Here is a 15,922-nt window from a genome sequence, read left to right as displayed (position 1 = left end):
GTCATACGGCAGTCACTTCGAGGCGCAGCACTGTTGCGGTATTGCGTCGACTGGCTCCCACAAAGGTGACCGAGTATGGATGATCACGGACGCACTCCTTCTTCCAACCAGCCAATCCTTTATGTACTCGATACCAATGTTCTGATTCACGATCCAAATGCAATGCTTAACTTCGAGGAACACCACGTCGCGATCCCCATGACGGTGCTCGAAGAACTCGACAAGCTCAAAACCGGAAAATTACTGGTGGCAGCCGAGTGCCGTCAGGCCATTCGCCTGATCGACCAGTTGCTGGGGGTTGCCACCCCCGATGACGTCGAAAAGGGGGTGCCGATCCAGCGCGGCAAAGGCGCACCCAAGGGCTTTTTGTCGATCATGATGAGCAAGCGCCGCGAGCCCAACGCGCTATTGCCCGAAAACCTCAACGACAACATCATCATCAACCAGTTGATCGACTTGCACGCCCGCGAGCCGCAATTGCGCGTGGTGCTGGTGACCAAAGACATCAACATGCGCCTCAAGGCCCGGGCTTGCGGGATCGAGTCCGAGGATTACAGCACCGACCAGCTGGTAGATGACGTGTCGATGCTGTCGCGCGGCTATCACACCATGACCGGTTCGTTCTGGGATCGCGTCAACAAGGTTGAAACCCGTCAGGGTCACGGGCGTACCTGGCACCAGGTGCAAATGAACGAAAACCTGCCGGCGGTGCATATCAATGAGTTCATCATTGACGAGCAGGGATTTGTCGGCTGGATCAAAGAGGTGCGCAAGGATCAGTTGCTGATCCTCGACATGCACCAGGAGCCGCTCCTGCATCAGGAAGCCTGGGGGCTCAAACCGCGGGATATTTACCAGGGCCTGGCGCTGTTTGCGCTGCTCGACCCGGATATTCACCTGGTCAACCTGTCGGGGGCGGCAGGTTCGGGCAAGACCATCCTCGCGCTTGCGGCGGCGATTGAACAAACCATGGTCAGCAAGCGCTACCGGCGGATTATCTGTACCCGCAGCGTGCAGGGCCTGGACCAGGAAATCGGCTTCTTGCCGGGCACCGAAGCCGAAAAAATGGAGCCTTGGCTGGGGGCCATTACTGACAACCTGGAAGCCCTGCACATGGATGACGAAAACACCCACGGCAGCGTCGACTACATTCTGAGCAAGGTGCCGTTACAGTTCAAATCCCTGAACTACATCCGCGGTCGCAGCTTCCAGCAGAGCCTGATCCTGATTGACGAGTGTCAGAACCTGACGCCGCACCAGATGAAAACCATCATCACCCGTGCCGGTGCCGGTTCCAAAGTGGTGTGCCTGGGTAACCTCGCACAGATCGATACGCCTTACCTGTCGGCCACCAGTTCGGGGCTGACCTACCTCACGGAGCGTTTCAAAGACTTCCCCAACGGTGTGCATATCGCGCTGCAAGGAGTACCTCGCTCGATTCTGGCCGAATACGCTGAATCGCATTTGTAACCCATTGATCTGATCTGTCCCGGGCGGCCATGAGCCGCCCGGTTTCGTTTGTCCTAATTGCCGTGGTTTGCCTGCATACAGTTGAAGCTGAGGTAATCTTGCGGATGGTGCGTGCGCTGCCAGTAAGTGCAGCGTTCCCATTGGAGCTGGCAATGACAGGAGCGTCAGGTGTTACTGCGTAATATCGATTTGAATCTGCTGGTGGTGCTCGATGCGCTGCTCTCGGAAAAACACGTCACCCGCACCGGTGTTCGCTTGCATTTGAGCCAGCCGGCCATCAGCCACTCGCTGAACAAACTCAGGGTGTTGCTGGAGGATCCGCTGCTGATTCGCCAGGGTAACGAGGTGGTGCTCAGCTCCCTGGCGCAAAATCTCCAGGCGCCACTCAAGGCTATCCTGGGGCAGATCGAAACGCTGTTCGGCCAGTCCATCGACTTTGTACCGGCAGATTCACAGCGCACCTTTCGCCTGGCCATGTCCGATTACGGCGCGGCCATTGTGCTGCCCAAATTGTTGGTGCAACTGCGGGAGCTGGCTCCGGGCACTTCTCTGGTGGTCACCCAGGACAGCCGCCTGGGCATGCTGGAGCAGGTCGAACAGGGCAAGATCGATCTGGCTGTTGGGGTTTTTCCCACGCTGCCTGCGGATATGTGCAGCGATGTGCTGTTTGAAGAAACCTTTACCTGCCTGCTCAATCGTCATTCGCTCCCTGACAATGGTGAGCTTGACCTGGACAGCTATCTGGCTCGCCCGCACTTGCTGGTGTCGACGGATGGCAACACCCTGGGGGAAGTCGATAATGTGCTGCGCGCCCGGGGTTTGCAGCGCCGGATTGCGGTCAATATCCCGCACTGGGGCGCGGCCCCGGGGATGATTGCCGATACTGACCTGATCCTCACCGTGGCCACCCGTACCCTGGCCACCTTGCCATCGGGTGGCATGCTGCTGGCGCTGCCACCGCCCATGACGGTGGCACCGTTCAACTATGTACAGGTATGGCACCAGCGCTTTGACGAAGATCCGGCTCATCGTTGGTTGCGTGACCTGCTCCGGCAGGTCAGCGCGCCCTCAGCCCCGTGAAGCGATGACAAAACCCGCCAGCACCACGCTGACACCGAGCAGTTTTTGCAGGCTAGGCATACTTTTCGGCAAGCCCAGCATGCCGAAATAATCGATCAGCAGCGAGATAATCAACTGGCCCACCACCACCGCCATGATGAAATTCAGTGCGCCCAGGCGTGGCACGCTGATCAGCGCCACGGTGATGTAAAACACCCCGGCCAGCCCGCCGAGCCAGATCCACCAAGGCCCGGTGAGCAGAGCAGCGAGGTTGGGGCGGGGCACTTTGACAATCAGCATCACCAGCGCAATCGCCAGACTGCTGATCAGCAGTGAGACCACTGTGGCCCAAAAGGGGTGGCCCAACACTGCGCCGAGTCGGGCGTTACTTCCCGCCTGCAGGGGCACTGCGGCGCCTGCCAGCAGGCTAAGGGCAATGGCAATAAAAAAAGGCAAATGCAGATCTCCAGAGTTTCGACCTTTGTACGGCGATCGCTGGCGGGCGGCCAATTCCATGTGCTGATGCCCGCTATTCGCGGGGTCGATGGCCTTGGGTCGAGCCGCGGGTTTACAATCGCTGCTCCTGTCTGGAGAACCTTCCTGTGCTGACTCATTTAGATTCCCAAGGCCGCGCCAACATGGTCGATGTTACCGATAAAGCGGTGACTTCCCGTGAGGCTGTGGCACAAGCAGTGGTGCGCATGCGCCCTGAAACCCTGGACATGATCGTCAATGGCGGCCACCCCAAGGGGGATGTGTTTGCCGTGGCGCGGATTGCCGGGATCCAGGCGGCAAAAAAAACCTGGGACCTGATCCCGCTGTGCCACCCGCTGATGCTCACCAGCGTCAAGGTTGAACTCTCCGCCCAAGGCAGCGACGCGGTGCTGATCGTGGCGCGCTGCAAGCTGTCCGGGCAGACCGGCGTCGAGATGGAGGCCCTGACCGCCGCGAGCGTGGCGGCCCTGACGATTTATGACATGTGCAAGGCGGTCGATCGCGGTATGACCATCGAAAACGTGCGCGTGCTAGAAAAGCTCGGCGGCAAGAGCGGGCACTTTCAGGCGGATATGTCATGAAGCTCAAAGTGGTTTTCTTTGCCCGCTATCGTGAGGTTCTGGGGCTGGATGGCGAAGCAGTGGAGGGCGAGTTTGTCTCCATTGAGCAGTTGCGCGCGCACCTGATGCAACGCGGTGGCGCCTGGCAGGTGCTGGCCGAATCCAATCTGATGTGTGCGCGCAATGAAGAACTGTGCAAGCTCGCCGAACCGCTTGCAGACGGCGATGAAGTGGCGTTTTTCCCGCCCGTGACTGGAGGCTGAACATGGCGATTCGGGTACAAACGGCGGCCTTTGACCCTGGCGCTGAAGTTAACGCACTTCACGCCGCGAATCTGGGGGTAGGCGCGGTGGTGAGCTTTGTCGGCTATGTGCGCGATTTCAATGACGGTCGTGAAGTGGCGGGGATGTTTCTGGAGCATTATCCGGGCATGACCGAAAAAGCTCTGGCCAAGATCGCGGTTGAGGCCGGGGAGCGTTGGCCGTTGCTCAAGCTTGAAGTTTTGCACCGTATCGGTGCCCTGGAACCGGGGGAGCCGATAGTGTTTGTGGGTGTGGCTAGCGGCCATCGCCAGGCAGCTTTTGATGCTTGCGAGTTTGTAATGGATTACCTGAAAACCCGGGCTCCGTTCTGGAAAAAAGAACAGACCGCTGTTGGTTCGTGCTGGGTGGAAGGGAGGGCAAGCGATGAAGCAGCGGCGGGTCGTTGGGCGAAGTGATTGATTTCTTAGAGAAATAGAGAGGGGGTGGGTTGCCGGGTGTAATAAGTCTGTTTTGGTTATTTTTAATTCCTACACTTATTGTCGAAAAATCTTACGCTATGTAACGCTTAATTCTATTGTGTGCGACAAGGTTGTGACTATAAATATACATATATGTTTTGTGGTTGTATCTGCTTGTTATAAGGTTTTTTAGAGAGCGGGTTGAAGCTGCGAGGTTAATTATTTTGTTTTGGGTGGTAGGTGGAGTTTTTATTGTGGCTGCTGTATGAAAACGCTGTGCATTCAGGATGCTTAAAATAAAATGGCATGAGGCGGTTGAATGGAAATGTGCGCTGTCGGTGGTAATAAAAGGGGCTGTTGTACTTCAGGTCAGGGAACAGAAGGAGCGGTTGAAATGGCTCCCATATGCGATGTCCGACGCATGTGTTTTGAGAGTACGCCGATTTCAATATTGAATCGTTCAATCTAGCTATCGAGGTATTTAAATGATTCGCTGCCGCCATATTGTCCTGGCAAGTATTCTCAGCTTTTACTCCATGCAGAGCTCCTCCGCAGGTTTCGACAAGGCCAAAACTCTGCTGGAGAGTATAGTGAGTGCGCTGACGGGCATCTCACTGATAACCGTGACACTTGCTACATTATGGGTTGGTTACAAAGTGTTGTTCGGTGGTCGAACACTCCGAGAGTGCGCACCGATTATAGTAGGCGCTATTTTGATAGCCTCAGCCTCTGAAATTGCAAAAATTCTTGTAGTTTAAATCAAGGGTGGATAAGCAATGTGAGCAAACTCTATAAGGCATTATGCCGGCCCGCAATGCTGTTTGGTGCGCCTGTGACCCTGGTTGTAGTGGTTGCATTCTTTTTGTTTTTGTTGGGTATTTATCTGGATAAAGGTGTTTGGTTGTTGATCCCTTTAGTTGTCTATGGTCTCGGGGTTCCAACCAGAAAAGACGAGCACTATTACAGTTTGCTTTACATAAAGCTGCGCACGGCATTAAATATTAGATCTTCCCGGTATTTTAAATCCCCTTCCATTCAGGCGTGTCATTACGACCCTGTTGATGTGCAGGAGTTTGTCAATCAAATGAAACTGAATGACCGGACCCCCTTTGAGAAAATAATACCCTACTCAACTATTTTGACGGACGATATTGTTAAGACCCGTGATGGTGATCTGATTTCAACTTGGCAATTATTGGGCGATACCTTTGAATTTGACTCCGTTGAGTCCTTGGCAAATAGTGCCAACAGCATCAATACGCTGCTTAAAGGTTTTTCTGGATATCCGCTGACGTTTTATGTGCATAGCGTACGTGAGAACTTCTATGACTGTTTTGACAGTGCCTCGGGCAATGCGTTTGCAGACAGGGTCAGTGAATTGTATTACCAAGGTATTAAATATCATACGTTCAAGTCGAATATCCTTTATTTTTCGGTGGCTTATCGGCCCTTCAACTTGCTGGACAAGTCAGAAAACAGGGGGTTGAGCCTTGAGCAGAAAAAACAGCAGCTGTTGAGTTCAATTGCCGAGATGGAAGAAATCAGAGGTCGACTCTTTGCCGCCTTATATAAATACTCTGCACGGCCACTGGGTCGTTTCGAAAGCAAGGGTGTTGTGTATTCAAATCAAGTGTCTTTTTATAATTTTTTGGTCAGTGGTGTGCGTCAACCCGTCAGAGTCGGGACATCGCCTTTGTATGAGTTGATCGGTGGCGGAGATGTTTATTTCGGACGTGACACGGGACAAATCACTGTACGGGGGGGGAACCGTTTTTTTAGATCGCTTGAAATCAAGGAGTTTTCCAGTCGTGAAATCAACGCGGGTATCCTGGATATATTACTCTATGCAGACATTGAATATGTCATGACCCAGTCATTTACCTTGATGTCAAAAAGCGAAGCACTAAAGCATATCAAGTCCCTGGAGAAGCAACTCAAAAGCATTGAAGACGATGCGGTGTCGCAACGAGAAGATCTTGAACGGGCCAAAGATGAACTGACGTCAGGTGAGATATCATTTGGTAAGTATCATTTTACACTATTTGTCTATGCCGATAAATACGAGGCCCTGGTCAAGGATACCAATGCACTGGCTGCGAGCTTCACCGACCTGGGCCTTATAGTCACCTTGTCTACACTTTCCCTTGCTCCCGCCTTCTGTGCTCAATTGCCTGGGGTTTATCACTTGCGTCCTCGCCTGGCGGCCATCAGTAGCGCAAACTTTTCCGAATTGGCATCGTTCCATAACTTTTACACTGGCAAGCGCGACAATACCTGTTGGGGTGAAGCGATCTCCATTCTGAAAACGCCGGGCAAGCAAGCGTATTACTTGAACTTGCACAATGTTGATTTTTACAAAAGTGATTTTGGCGAAAAGAGCCTGGCCAATACCTCTGTGATCGGCACCGCCGGGGCAGGTAAAACCATGCTCCTGAGTTTTCTCGCAATCATGTTGCAGAAGTACAATCGGGTAGACAGTTTCTCCGAGAGCGCCCAATCCAAAAAAATGACCTTGGTATTTCTGGATAAGGATCGAGGGGCAGAGCTTAATATCAGAGCCTTGGGGGGGGAGTATTTCAGCGTCAAGAGCGGCGAGTCCACCGGTTGGAATCCGTTCTATTTGCCTAAAAGCCGGCGTAACAGTGCTTTTATAAAGTCGCTGATCAAGTTGCTGGTGACACGTAACGGAGAGTCCATCAGCAGCCGTGAGGAGACATTGATCAGTAAAAGTGTTGATGCTGTGCTGGATATGGAGCCTCTTGATAACCGCCAACACGGCATCACACGCATGCTCGAGCACATGAGTGAGGCGACCACGGAGCTGGAAAGAAAGAATGGCCTGGTTGTGAGACTGGCTCATTGGGCTCAAGGCGGCCAGTTTGGTTGGGTGTTTGACAATGCAGAAGACTCTTTTGATATAACGCAAAGCTCGATATTTGGAGTTGATGGTACAGAATTTCTTGATGATCGGGATACCTGTACCCCTATCGCTTTTTATTTGTTGTTCCGCATTACACAATTGCTGGACGGTCGGCGCATGGTGATTTTTCTCGACGAGTTCTGGAAGTGGCTCGGTGATGTGGCATTCAAGGACTTCGTATATAACAAGCTCAAGACAATTCGTAAATTGAATGGGTTGGTAATACCGGCCACTCAGTCACCTGACGAAATTTTGAAAAGTGATATTTCACGTGCGGTAGTTGAAGTTTGTGGGACGCAAATATTTATGGCAAACCCACAGGCTGACTATGATGACTATGTGCACGGTTTCAAGATAACTCCTCAAGCTTTTGCAATTATCAAAAGTCTTGATCCGGCATCCAGGCAATTTGTAATCAAAAAGAGCAGTTTTAAAAAAGGCGATGAGAAATCATTTTATTCCTTGGTTACATTGGATCTCACAGGCTTGGGGAAGTACACGAAAGTGTTGAGTTCCAGTGCTGATAATCTTGAGGTGTTTGATAGTTTGTTCAAAGACAGGATGTTACCTGATGAGTGGCTTGGCAGTTATTTGGAACTTTCTGTTTGAGTCGCTGGGGAGACGTTGTGCGTATTTATGAACTGGGTAGGTGTATAAAGTCGTGAGCGGGTAATGACGCCGCGAAGAATAACTCTTCCGGCAAATATGAAAGGCGGAGGTGGTATTGTGAGAATCATGGCGGTGTTGTGTTTGATGCTTTTAGCAGGTTATGTTTTTGCCGAACCTACAGTTGTAAATGATCCCCCGAATACGGCGGCAGTCGGTCAGGTATCTATGGATATCAAACAGGCCTCCCTCGAAGCAGCGGCCGGACGTGCAGATACGAAAGCAGATACCTTAAAAAGCTTCGTGCAAGATGCAGACAGTTTGGTACGTGCAATTGATTATTATGCTCAGTCAGGTATTTATTGGAAAGAACATTTTGAGAAAATTACCGGAACCAGATCTATTGGCGATGTAATTGCCGATATACGTAGATTTGCAGAGAAGTCTTTTCAAGAGGAACTCATCAAAAACCTTAATCTTAATGAAATGCTGGGGTCTTCAAACAGCGGCAGTGGGCAAGCCTCTGATTCGGCTAACAAGTTTTCATTGTTTATGATATGTGCAGCATTAACTGCGATTGCTAAATTAGATTGTGAAAAGGAAGTGGCTAATAAAGCTTCTGGCCTGGATGGCGCAGAAAAAGTTTCGCGTGAACTTGAGAAAATGCTAACAAGTGCCACGGATTTGGCTCGGCGTGTTGAAGAGTCCAAGGATCCCAAAGAGTCTCAGGATTTAAGTAATGCGATTGGCATTAAAAAAATTGAAATGGCTGCCTTGCAGACACAGTTGAGTGTCAATATTGAACAAGAGCAGGTGCGGGATCAGTTGCTGGAAAAAAAAGGAAGAGCTGCATTCTTGCAGAGACAATCCATTGCTCCAGCGCTGACCTTCAATTAATTTAGGAAATACAGATGGGCATTTGTGGCGTGCCAAAAAGCACGCCACAAGGGCCACTAAAAGCCATGTTTATGCAGATGTATAAACTGTATTTGATATTGACTGGCTTTAAGTGCTCATGTTTATAAAAGTTATGGAGGTGCTGGGTAATGGCAGGCGGTGGTTTTTTTGAGAAATTTAACCGGGACATGCTGGTCGACTTGCAATCGGTCGCGACTGCCAACGGCAATATCTACCTGTCTCTTGTTACTACGTTGATATCCCTTGCAATAACTATCTACGTGGTTTGGGTGGGCTATCAAACTCTGGCAGGAAAAAATCAAACACCTCTTCCCGATCTTTTATGGGATCTGGTCAAGTTCGGAATATTGCTCGCTTTTATCCATAATGCTGACGGCTATATGGATGTTGCTATTGATGCGCTAAATGACTTGAAGGCCGGCTTGGCCGTTCAGTCAGTTCAGAGTGTCTGGGGAGATCTGGACGTGTTGCAGGTTCAGTCTCAGGCGCTTGCTGAAAAACTTTACGGTCTGGATCCAGAAAAAACGCCTCTTTCTGGCTGGACGGCGAAAGGGTTGGTCTGGGCCGGAGCCATGGTTCTAATGTTGACCGTTTCTCTGGTTATGTTTATTGCAGAGGCTACCCTGATTTTGCTGCTTGTGACCGCACCCATATTTTTGTTTTGTCTAATGTTCGGGTTCCTCAGCAGTATGTTTAATAACTGGTTGCAGCTTGTCTTTTCCAGTGTATTGACATTGATGTTTGCATCAATGGTGAGCAGCGTGAGCATTGAGTTTATGAACAGCATTGTTACTCAGATCAATCAGCAGGCCGAACTTGGAAATTTGACGAGCATGGGGGCTACGGTATTGATGGCAGGTGTTCTTACGGGGGGGGTAGTGTTATTGGCGAGGTTTTGCGCAACTTATGTTTCTAGCCTTGGCGTGACGGGAGCAGTGCAGGGTTTTTCTCGCAGTGGTTTGATTGTGTTCGCTGGCAAGTCGTCACCTGGCAATCACCAAATACAGGCTTCCCACCATCAAATGCACGTGCTTGCCACAGAAGAAAGTTCAACACGTTATATATCACCTGCCTCTGATTATCTCGACAGTGTGAAACTGTCACAGCAGGCAGTGATGAATATGAAAGCGAGGTATTTATAGTGAGGTTTGCCTGCATTGTACTGATTGTTATTGCCTTGACGAGTTGTTTTCAGAAAACGGGCATCTTGCTGCCGCCTGATATTTCAGGTGATCTTGTGCCAATTAATAAGAGTCAGGTCATAAACTATGGATCGTAAAAAAGTGCTTGAGGATACTGCTAAGTCATTCGAAGTGTTGATCTCACTGAAAAATGAGCAATCGGTCCGTGTGGCCTGGCGAGTGGCAAGCATTGCAATTACACTGTCTTTCTTGAGTGTGGGGGCTTTATGGATCGTCTTGCCTTTAAAGAAAACTGAGATCGCTGTTGTTCGTGTAGATAATATTACCGGTCGCACGGAATTGTTAAACTCGGCAACCCACGAAAATATCCCGCAGCAGGTAGCTCTGGAAAAGTACTTTACGTCGTTGTATGTAAAGTTGCGGGAAAGATACAATTATTATTCGTCGCAAGTGGATTATGATACGGTGCCCATTTATAGTGCTGAGCCCGTGAGTAATGACTATGTTGATTTGTGGGCCGGTGATAGTGCACCCGACAAAATTTATCAAGGCCCCAATCATGTGGTGACCGTTGATATTATTTCCAATATTATCTCCGAGTCCAGTCCGCCTGATAAAGTTGCTACAGTCAGGTTTGCCAAGCATGTAAGAAATGTTAACAACAATAGTGCTGTTGTTGAGTATTTTGTAGCGCGTGTTACTTTTCGAATGATTACCCCGCAAAATACTTCGACCGAGATTCGCCTCAACAATCCCTTGGGTTTTACCGTGGTTGAGTATCTATTGGAAAAAGAAATGAGGCCGCTACCATGATGTCAATTTTAAAGTCGTTGTCATTTTTTTGTGCTTCAGCCGTTTTTTTTATATCTGTCTGGCTCATGTCTTTTTCTGCCTGGGGGGCCTCTTTACCTCAATTCAGTCCCTATGACAGTCGAATGCAAAACGTTAATTATAATGCGTTTAATACAACGGTGGTGAATGTCAGGTTGGGGTTTTTGACAACTGTTGTATTTGATAATGACGAAACAGTATTGGCTGCAAAGTCCGGTTTTGAAGGTGGCTGGGATATTGCAACGGAAGGAAACAAGGTTTTTATCAGTCCACGCCCGGCCGTACAAGAGCAGGAAATCATTAATGATTCGGGAGATAGAGAGCGCATTACCAAGGTCTTCGAACCTAGTGCTACTGAGTGGAATACCAATTTGTTTGTCACGTCGAATAAAAGGGATTACAGCCTGGAACTCAAACTGGTCAGTCCTGCCAACAGATCCACTCCCTCTGTTTTTGTTCTTAACTATCTGTACCCTGATGAAAAACGTGCGCTTGAAAACAGTCAGTTGAAAGCCGCAAATGAGAAGAAGCTGATTGCGCAAAAACTGGAAGCAGGGGAGGCACCACGCAACTGGAATTACCATATGCGCGTCGGTAAAGACAGCCAGTCAATTACTCCTGACTTTGCTTATGACGATGGGGACAAGACCTATCTGGGGTTTGCACCGCACAAGGTATTTCCCAGTGCCTTTTTATATATTAATGAAAAGGAGCAGGTTGTAAATATGTCAGTGCGGCAAAAAGGTAACTATAAGATAATGGTTATTCATGATCTCAGCAATTCTTTTGTACTTCGTCATGGTGATCAGGTTGTGGGTATCATCAATTTGTCTTATGCGCAGTCCGCAACTCCCTATAAAAACACCAGTTCCAGGGAGGTTGAGCGTGTCGAGGTGTTAAATGATTAATTCGGTCGACCGGAGAGACGAAAATATTGCCACTTCTGCTGAACCCGAGATAAACAGGTATAAGTCATTCAAAAAAATACCGTTGATACTCAAGCTTTTAGCCGGTGGTGTATTTTTTATCCTGCTTGGGTTAGTGTTCTTCAAGGTGCAAGGATTCTATAAAGAAATTAAGGGCATTGAAAGCACAGAGAACCGTTCGCCTGGACGCGCAAGCGCCAGTACCAAACAACGTCGGGACCTGGGGCAGTTTATACCCCATGTTGATCCCGTTCCGCCCCCTCCTTCGGATGCCGTAACGGTTGTTGAGTTACCTCCTCCAACGTTGCCTGTGCGCAAACTTTATTTCAAAAAATACCTTTCAATTCCTGTGCAAAACAAAAGTCTGACGTCAGGCGCTGCTGGCGCAGGCAGATCTGAGGGTGATGCAACCCTCGCCCCACCCGCTACAGTTGAGGGGGGGGGGGCTCCGGAGATCAAGGTTGAAGCCATTACCATGGACCCTAACCTGTTTATTGAGGCGAATACTTATATACCGTGCACCCTGCAAACCCGCTTTGTGTCCGATATAGCAGGGATTATCACATGCGTCATTTCCCGGGACGTATACAGCGCCAACAGTCACACGAAACTTATCGAGAAAGGTACCAAGGCCTTTGGTTCCTATCGCACAGGTACGCTGAAACACGGTCAGGGACGTATGTTCGTGATCTGGACGCAGTTACGAACTCCAGATTTTAAAAAGATATCTCTGGTTAATACTCAGGTAGTTGGGCAACTGGGCGAAGCAGGTATTGAGGGCTGGATTGATACGCATTTTCTGGAGCGATTTGGCAATGCGTTAATGCTCAGTATTGTCCAGGACGTTGTGGCAGCGGCGGCCAAAACGACGGTCGAAACAGATCGAAGAAGTGACTACACGGCCAACTCTCGAGACAGCCTCGCCAAGATGGCCAATACGGCACTTGAAAATTCCATTAATATTCCGCCGACGCTTTATAAGAATCAAGGCGATGTACTGGGGATTTTGGTGGGGGAAGATATCGATTTTTCCGGCATCTACTCGCTGAGGCTGAAAAGATGAATAGTCTTGCCCCAAGCGGTGAGCTCCTCGTGACCAACCGCTCTCTGGACTTTTACAAGAGCGGGATGTTCGGTAAGTATCTGAATTTGCCCGGCCTGACGGAGATAGCGGTTAACCGGCCTGGCGAAATATGGTTGGAGGTTAATGGTGTCTGGAATGCTGTCGTTAATCCGGAGATAACTTTTATTCGTTGTGAGCGCTTTTGCCAGACACTCGCTACCTATAATGGAGATCATATCAGTGATATCAAACCTTTGCTTTCTGCCACCCTTGAATCTGGTGAGCGAGTACAAGCCGTATGCTATCCCGCCTGTGAGCGCGGTACATATTCCATTACGATCAGGGTTCCTGCTGAGCGGCAAGTTCCCCATGCAGAGTATATAAATTCTGGCTTTTACGATTCGCTGGAGCAAGAGGCTTCACAATTAACGAATGAGCAAATATTGATAGGTTTATACAAGCAGAAACTGTTTCCCGATTTTATGGAATTGGCGGTTAAGTTGGGGAAAAGTATTGTTTTGGCTGGGGCAACCGGCTCTGGAAAAACCACCTATATGAAAACCTTGATAGATTATATTCCTCTGGATACCCGGCTGATCACGATTGAAGATACGGCCGAAATAAAGTTTTTTCAGCATAAAAATTATGTGCACCTTTACTATCCTTCAGAGGCCAGTAATACGCCAGGGGCCATTGTTACTGCCGCCAGCCTGTTACGTTCCTGCTTCCGTATGAATCCCACGCGTATATTGCTGGCCGAAGTGCGCGGCGGTGAGACCTGGGACTTTTACAAAGTTACAGGCTCGGGGCATGGCGGAAGCATGACATCACTTCATGCCGGATCCGTTGAGGAGGCCATTGATGGCTTGATTGAGCGTTGTTATCAAAATGAGGAGTGTTATAACTTGCCTTATGCTGTTCTGCGTCGAAAAATCCTGAGCAGTACAGATATTATTTGTCATATTACTACGGACGGAGGCACTCGTCAGATTGGGGAGATGTATTTCCAGCCCGTAGATCGTGACAATTACATGAAGCTATGAACACTGGGTAGTGGTGGGCAGGGCAGCGCCCGGTTGTTGCTTGAGGCTTTGTGCTTAAGTTGTTCCCGTAGCCATAAAGGTTGGCCGTCATGAATTACTTGTCACCGGTAGCATTGGTCATAATGTTGATTGTTATTTTGCCAGGATGTTCTTCGCCGCCGAAGCCTGTGCCTGTCGATTTCAATCATGTACCCGTGCCCGTCAATCCCGATTTGCCTAATCTTGTCTTCAGCAATAAGACATTCAAATCGTCCCGGTCAGAAGCGCCGTGGAGTCTGACAGTCCATGATTTTAAGGGTGATAATGTGGCGTACGACACTGCCTTTTATTACGCAGTGGCGCATGCAGAGCGGATCGAGTTAGTGGGATCAAACCCGAGAAACAGAGAGATGGCCCGGCAATGGCTATTGCGCCATGGTGCCACTGCGGCTATAGAGCTAAAGCCAGAGCAGGCAATAATCTTGCCCCAACTCTGTGTGCAAGATGTCCCAAGTTGGGGATGCAGTGCCCGAGCATTCTCTCGGCCGTCCGAGGACGAGAGCATTTCAATTACTTTATACAACTACGGTGAGCTGAAAACTTGAGCGGTTTTAAACCGATGCCGACTATTCAGTCGGCATCGGTTATTACGAGAGTCTTCAAACTGTTTCAGCGGCATCAAATGGTTTGCGCACTGCACGGATCACGGGGCGCAGCAACTCAGCTGGCGGTGTTTCGCAGCTGATCTTGTGCCCCAGCAGGGCTTCGATCGACGGCAGTTGATACGAGTCGTCTTCACCGGCAAAGCTGATGGAAACGCCGCTGGCGCCTGCACGGCCAGTACGGCCAATGCGGTGTACGTAGTCATCCGGCACTTCGGGCAGGGTGAAGTTGATCACGTGGCTGATGCCGTCGATGTGAATCCCGCGACCTGCCACGTCGGTGGCCACCAGCACGCGAATCTTGCCTTCGCGAAAGCCTTCGAGGGTCTTGATGCGTTTATGTTGCGGCACGTCGCCAGACAATTGGGCAGCGTTGATACCGTCACGTACCAGGCGTTCTTCAATACGGCGCACTTCGTCCTTGCGGTTGGCGAAAACGATAACCCGCTCCCAGCCATTGTCGTTCACCAGGTTGAACAACAACTTGTACTTGTCGGCACCGGCAACGGCATAGACGTGCTGCTCAACCATGTCACTGGCGACGTTGACCGCTTCGATCTCGACGATGGCAGGGTCGGTAGTCCATTGCTTGGCCAGGTTCATCACGTCCTCGGTAAAGGTCGCGGAGAACAGCAGCGTCTGGCGTTCGGCCTTGGGCGGTGTTTGACGAATGATCTGACGCACTTGGGGGATAAAACCCATATCCAGCATGCGGTCGGCTTCGTCGAGCACCATCACTTCGACCATGTCCAGGTGCACTTCTCCGCGCTGGTTGAAGTCCAGCAGACGGCCCGGCGTGGCCACCAGAATGTCGCAATGACGGGCTTCAAGCTGCTTGAGCTGCTTGTCGAAGTCCATGCCGCCCACGAACGTCATGACGTTGAGGTCGGTGTACTTGGTCAGGTCGGCCGCGTCCTTGGCGATCTGCACCACCAGCTCACGGGTCGGGGCGATGATCAGTGCGCGCGGCTCGCCCATGTAGCGTTCCTTGGGCGGCGGGGTCTGGGTCAACTGGCTGATGATCGAGATCAGGAATGCGGCAGTCTTGCCCGTACCGGTCTGGGCACGGCCAATGGCGTCACGCCCGCTCAGGGTATAGCCCAGCACGCCAGCCTGGATCGGCGTGCAGTACGGGAAACCGAGATCCTGGATGGCGTGCATCAGCTCGGGAGCGAGCTTGAAATCGTGAAAGCGGACCTTGCCTTCTTGTGGCTCGACGGCGAAGTCTTCGAGTTTCCAGGGAATGACCGGTGGCTTGGGGGCCGCCTCACGCCGTGGTTTGGCAATTTTGGGTTTTTCGACAGGAGGTTGTTCAGCCGCAGGGTGTGCGTCAGGAATGTTCACTGGCGCAGGGGCTGGAACAGGAGCAGAACGGCCAGGCTGTTGCGCGTCGGTTCGCGCCCTGGTGTTGCTTGAAGGTGTCTTGGAAGCTGGCGCGAGCGGCTCAGCCTCGCTTTTACCGAATATTTTTTTGAGTGCTTTGAGCACGGTCATCTCATCAGTTGGTTAAGGAGTGTACGCCGGGCA

At 50.5% G+C, this 15,922-nt stretch carries 16 protein-coding genes; 14 read left to right on the top strand and 2 right to left on the bottom strand.

Annotated features, from left to right (window positions below; translation table 11 throughout):
* The first annotated feature begins 75 nt into the window (after nt 1–75).
* Nucleotides 76–1,470 (top strand): PhoH family protein, encoded by a 1,395-nt coding sequence (locus CJU81_RS12155; RefSeq protein WP_095001208.1) that lies wholly within the window; start codon nt 76–78, stop codon nt 1,468–1,470.
* A gap of 168 nt (nt 1,471–1,638) precedes the next feature.
* Nucleotides 1,639–2,550, top strand: coding sequence for a LysR substrate-binding domain-containing protein (locus CJU81_RS12150; RefSeq protein ID WP_095036807.1), 912 nt, complete (start codon nt 1,639–1,641; stop codon nt 2,548–2,550).
* Here the strand turns inward: CJU81_RS12150 and CJU81_RS12145 are convergent.
* On the bottom strand, nt 2,539–2,985 hold the full coding sequence (locus tag CJU81_RS12145; RefSeq protein WP_095036806.1) for a DMT family transporter: 447 nt from the start codon (nt 2,983–2,985) through the stop codon (nt 2,539–2,541). The genes CJU81_RS12150 and CJU81_RS12145 overlap by 12 nt on opposite strands.
* Nucleotides 2,986–3,131: 146 nt before the next feature.
* Between CJU81_RS12145 and moaC the strand changes: the two genes are divergently transcribed.
* The 12 genes from moaC to CJU81_RS12085 all read left to right on the top strand — a co-directional run bounded on the left by moaC (nt 3,132) and on the right by CJU81_RS12085 (nt 14,338).
* Nucleotides 3,132–3,605: a cyclic pyranopterin monophosphate synthase MoaC gene (gene moaC, locus CJU81_RS12140; protein ID WP_095036805.1), complete on the top strand. Its 474-nt coding sequence runs from the start codon at nt 3,132–3,134 to the stop codon at nt 3,603–3,605.
* Nucleotides 3,602–3,847, top strand: a complete 246-nt coding sequence (locus tag CJU81_RS12135; protein ID WP_095036804.1) for a MoaD/ThiS family protein — start codon at nt 3,602–3,604, stop codon at nt 3,845–3,847. The genes moaC and CJU81_RS12135 overlap by 4 nt, the downstream gene beginning before the upstream one ends.
* A gap of 2 nt (nt 3,848–3,849) precedes the next feature.
* A complete protein-coding gene (gene moaE / locus CJU81_RS12130; protein ID WP_095036803.1) occupies nt 3,850–4,302 on the top strand; it encodes a molybdopterin synthase catalytic subunit MoaE in 453 nt (150 codons plus the stop codon).
* A 488-nt stretch (nt 4,303–4,790) separates the two neighbouring features.
* Nucleotides 4,791–5,063, top strand: a complete 273-nt coding sequence (locus tag CJU81_RS12125) for a TrbC/VirB2 family protein (RefSeq protein ID WP_095036802.1) — start codon at nt 4,791–4,793, stop codon at nt 5,061–5,063.
* A 20-nt stretch (nt 5,064–5,083) separates the two neighbouring features.
* Nucleotides 5,084–7,834 carry a TraG/VirB4 family ATPase gene (locus CJU81_RS12120; protein ID WP_095036801.1) on the top strand — a complete coding sequence of 917 codons (2,751 nt, stop codon included), beginning with the start codon at nt 5,084–5,086 and terminating at the stop codon, nt 7,832–7,834.
* A gap of 63 nt (nt 7,835–7,897) precedes the next feature.
* Nucleotides 7,898–8,728, top strand: a complete 831-nt coding sequence (locus CJU81_RS12115) for a type IV secretion system protein (protein ID WP_095036800.1) — start codon at nt 7,898–7,900, stop codon at nt 8,726–8,728.
* A gap of 149 nt (nt 8,729–8,877) precedes the next feature.
* Nucleotides 8,878–9,891: a type IV secretion system protein gene (locus tag CJU81_RS12110; RefSeq protein ID WP_095036799.1), complete on the top strand. Its 1,014-nt coding sequence runs from the start codon at nt 8,878–8,880 to the stop codon at nt 9,889–9,891.
* Nucleotides 9,892–10,017: 126 nt separating this feature from the next.
* Nucleotides 10,018–10,704 (top strand): virB8 family protein, encoded by a 687-nt coding sequence (locus tag CJU81_RS12105; RefSeq protein ID WP_095036798.1) that lies wholly within the window; start codon nt 10,018–10,020, stop codon nt 10,702–10,704.
* Nucleotides 10,701–11,630, top strand: coding sequence for a P-type conjugative transfer protein VirB9 (virB9, locus tag CJU81_RS12100; RefSeq protein ID WP_254924868.1), 930 nt, complete (start codon nt 10,701–10,703; stop codon nt 11,628–11,630). The genes CJU81_RS12105 and virB9 overlap by 4 nt, the downstream gene beginning before the upstream one ends.
* Nucleotides 11,623–12,711, top strand: coding sequence for a TrbI/VirB10 family protein (locus CJU81_RS12095; RefSeq protein WP_095036797.1), 1,089 nt, complete (start codon nt 11,623–11,625; stop codon nt 12,709–12,711). The genes virB9 and CJU81_RS12095 overlap by 8 nt, the downstream gene beginning before the upstream one ends.
* Nucleotides 12,708–13,754, top strand: coding sequence for a P-type DNA transfer ATPase VirB11 (gene virB11, locus CJU81_RS12090; RefSeq protein ID WP_095036796.1), 1,047 nt, complete (start codon nt 12,708–12,710; stop codon nt 13,752–13,754). Before CJU81_RS12095 ends, virB11 begins: the two co-directional genes overlap by 4 nt.
* 89 nt (nt 13,755–13,843) lie before the next feature.
* Nucleotides 13,844–14,338, top strand: coding sequence for a cag pathogenicity island Cag12 family protein (locus CJU81_RS12085; RefSeq protein WP_095036795.1), 495 nt, complete (start codon nt 13,844–13,846; stop codon nt 14,336–14,338).
* A 54-nt stretch (nt 14,339–14,392) separates the two neighbouring features.
* Here the strand turns inward: CJU81_RS12085 and rhlB are convergent, their stop codons facing one another.
* Nucleotides 14,393–15,889: an ATP-dependent RNA helicase RhlB gene (rhlB, locus tag CJU81_RS12080; protein WP_095036794.1), complete on the bottom strand. Its 1,497-nt coding sequence runs from the start codon at nt 15,887–15,889 to the stop codon at nt 14,393–14,395.
* Nucleotides 15,890–15,922 lie beyond the last annotated feature (33 nt).

The sequence above is a fragment of the Pseudomonas fragi genome (genome assembly GCF_002269505.1).
In the GTDB taxonomy this organism is placed as follows: domain Bacteria; phylum Pseudomonadota; class Gammaproteobacteria; order Pseudomonadales; family Pseudomonadaceae; genus Aquipseudomonas; species Aquipseudomonas fragi_D.
Note: the sequence above shows the minus strand (reverse complement) of the source record. Positions and strands in the feature narration are given on the sequence as shown.

Coding starts and splice junctions, on each gene's coding strand:
- moaE (WP_095036803.1), top strand. CDS start 3,850: ATGGCGATTCGGGTACAAACGGCGGCCTTTGACCCTGGCGCTGAAGTT.
- CJU81_RS12115 (WP_095036800.1), top strand. CDS start 7,898: ATGACGCCGCGAAGAATAACTCTTCCGGCAAATATGAAAGGCGGAGGT.
- CJU81_RS12110 (WP_095036799.1), top strand. CDS start 8,878: ATGGCAGGCGGTGGTTTTTTTGAGAAATTTAACCGGGACATGCTGGTC.
- CJU81_RS12105 (WP_095036798.1), top strand. CDS start 10,018: ATGGATCGTAAAAAAGTGCTTGAGGATACTGCTAAGTCATTCGAAGTG.
- virB11 (WP_095036796.1), top strand. CDS start 12,708: ATGAATAGTCTTGCCCCAAGCGGTGAGCTCCTCGTGACCAACCGCTCT.
- CJU81_RS12155 (WP_095001208.1), top strand. CDS start 76: ATGGATGATCACGGACGCACTCCTTCTTCCAACCAGCCAATCCTTTAT.
- CJU81_RS12095 (WP_095036797.1), top strand. CDS start 11,623: ATGATTAATTCGGTCGACCGGAGAGACGAAAATATTGCCACTTCTGCT.
- rhlB (WP_095036794.1), bottom strand. CDS start 15,889: ATGACCGTGCTCAAAGCACTCAAAAAAATATTCGGTAAAAGCGAGGCT.
- CJU81_RS12125 (WP_095036802.1), top strand. CDS start 4,791: ATGATTCGCTGCCGCCATATTGTCCTGGCAAGTATTCTCAGCTTTTAC.
- CJU81_RS12135 (WP_095036804.1), top strand. CDS start 3,602: ATGAAGCTCAAAGTGGTTTTCTTTGCCCGCTATCGTGAGGTTCTGGGG.
- CJU81_RS12085 (WP_095036795.1), top strand. CDS start 13,844: ATGAATTACTTGTCACCGGTAGCATTGGTCATAATGTTGATTGTTATT.
- virB9 (WP_254924868.1), top strand. CDS start 10,701: ATGATGTCAATTTTAAAGTCGTTGTCATTTTTTTGTGCTTCAGCCGTT.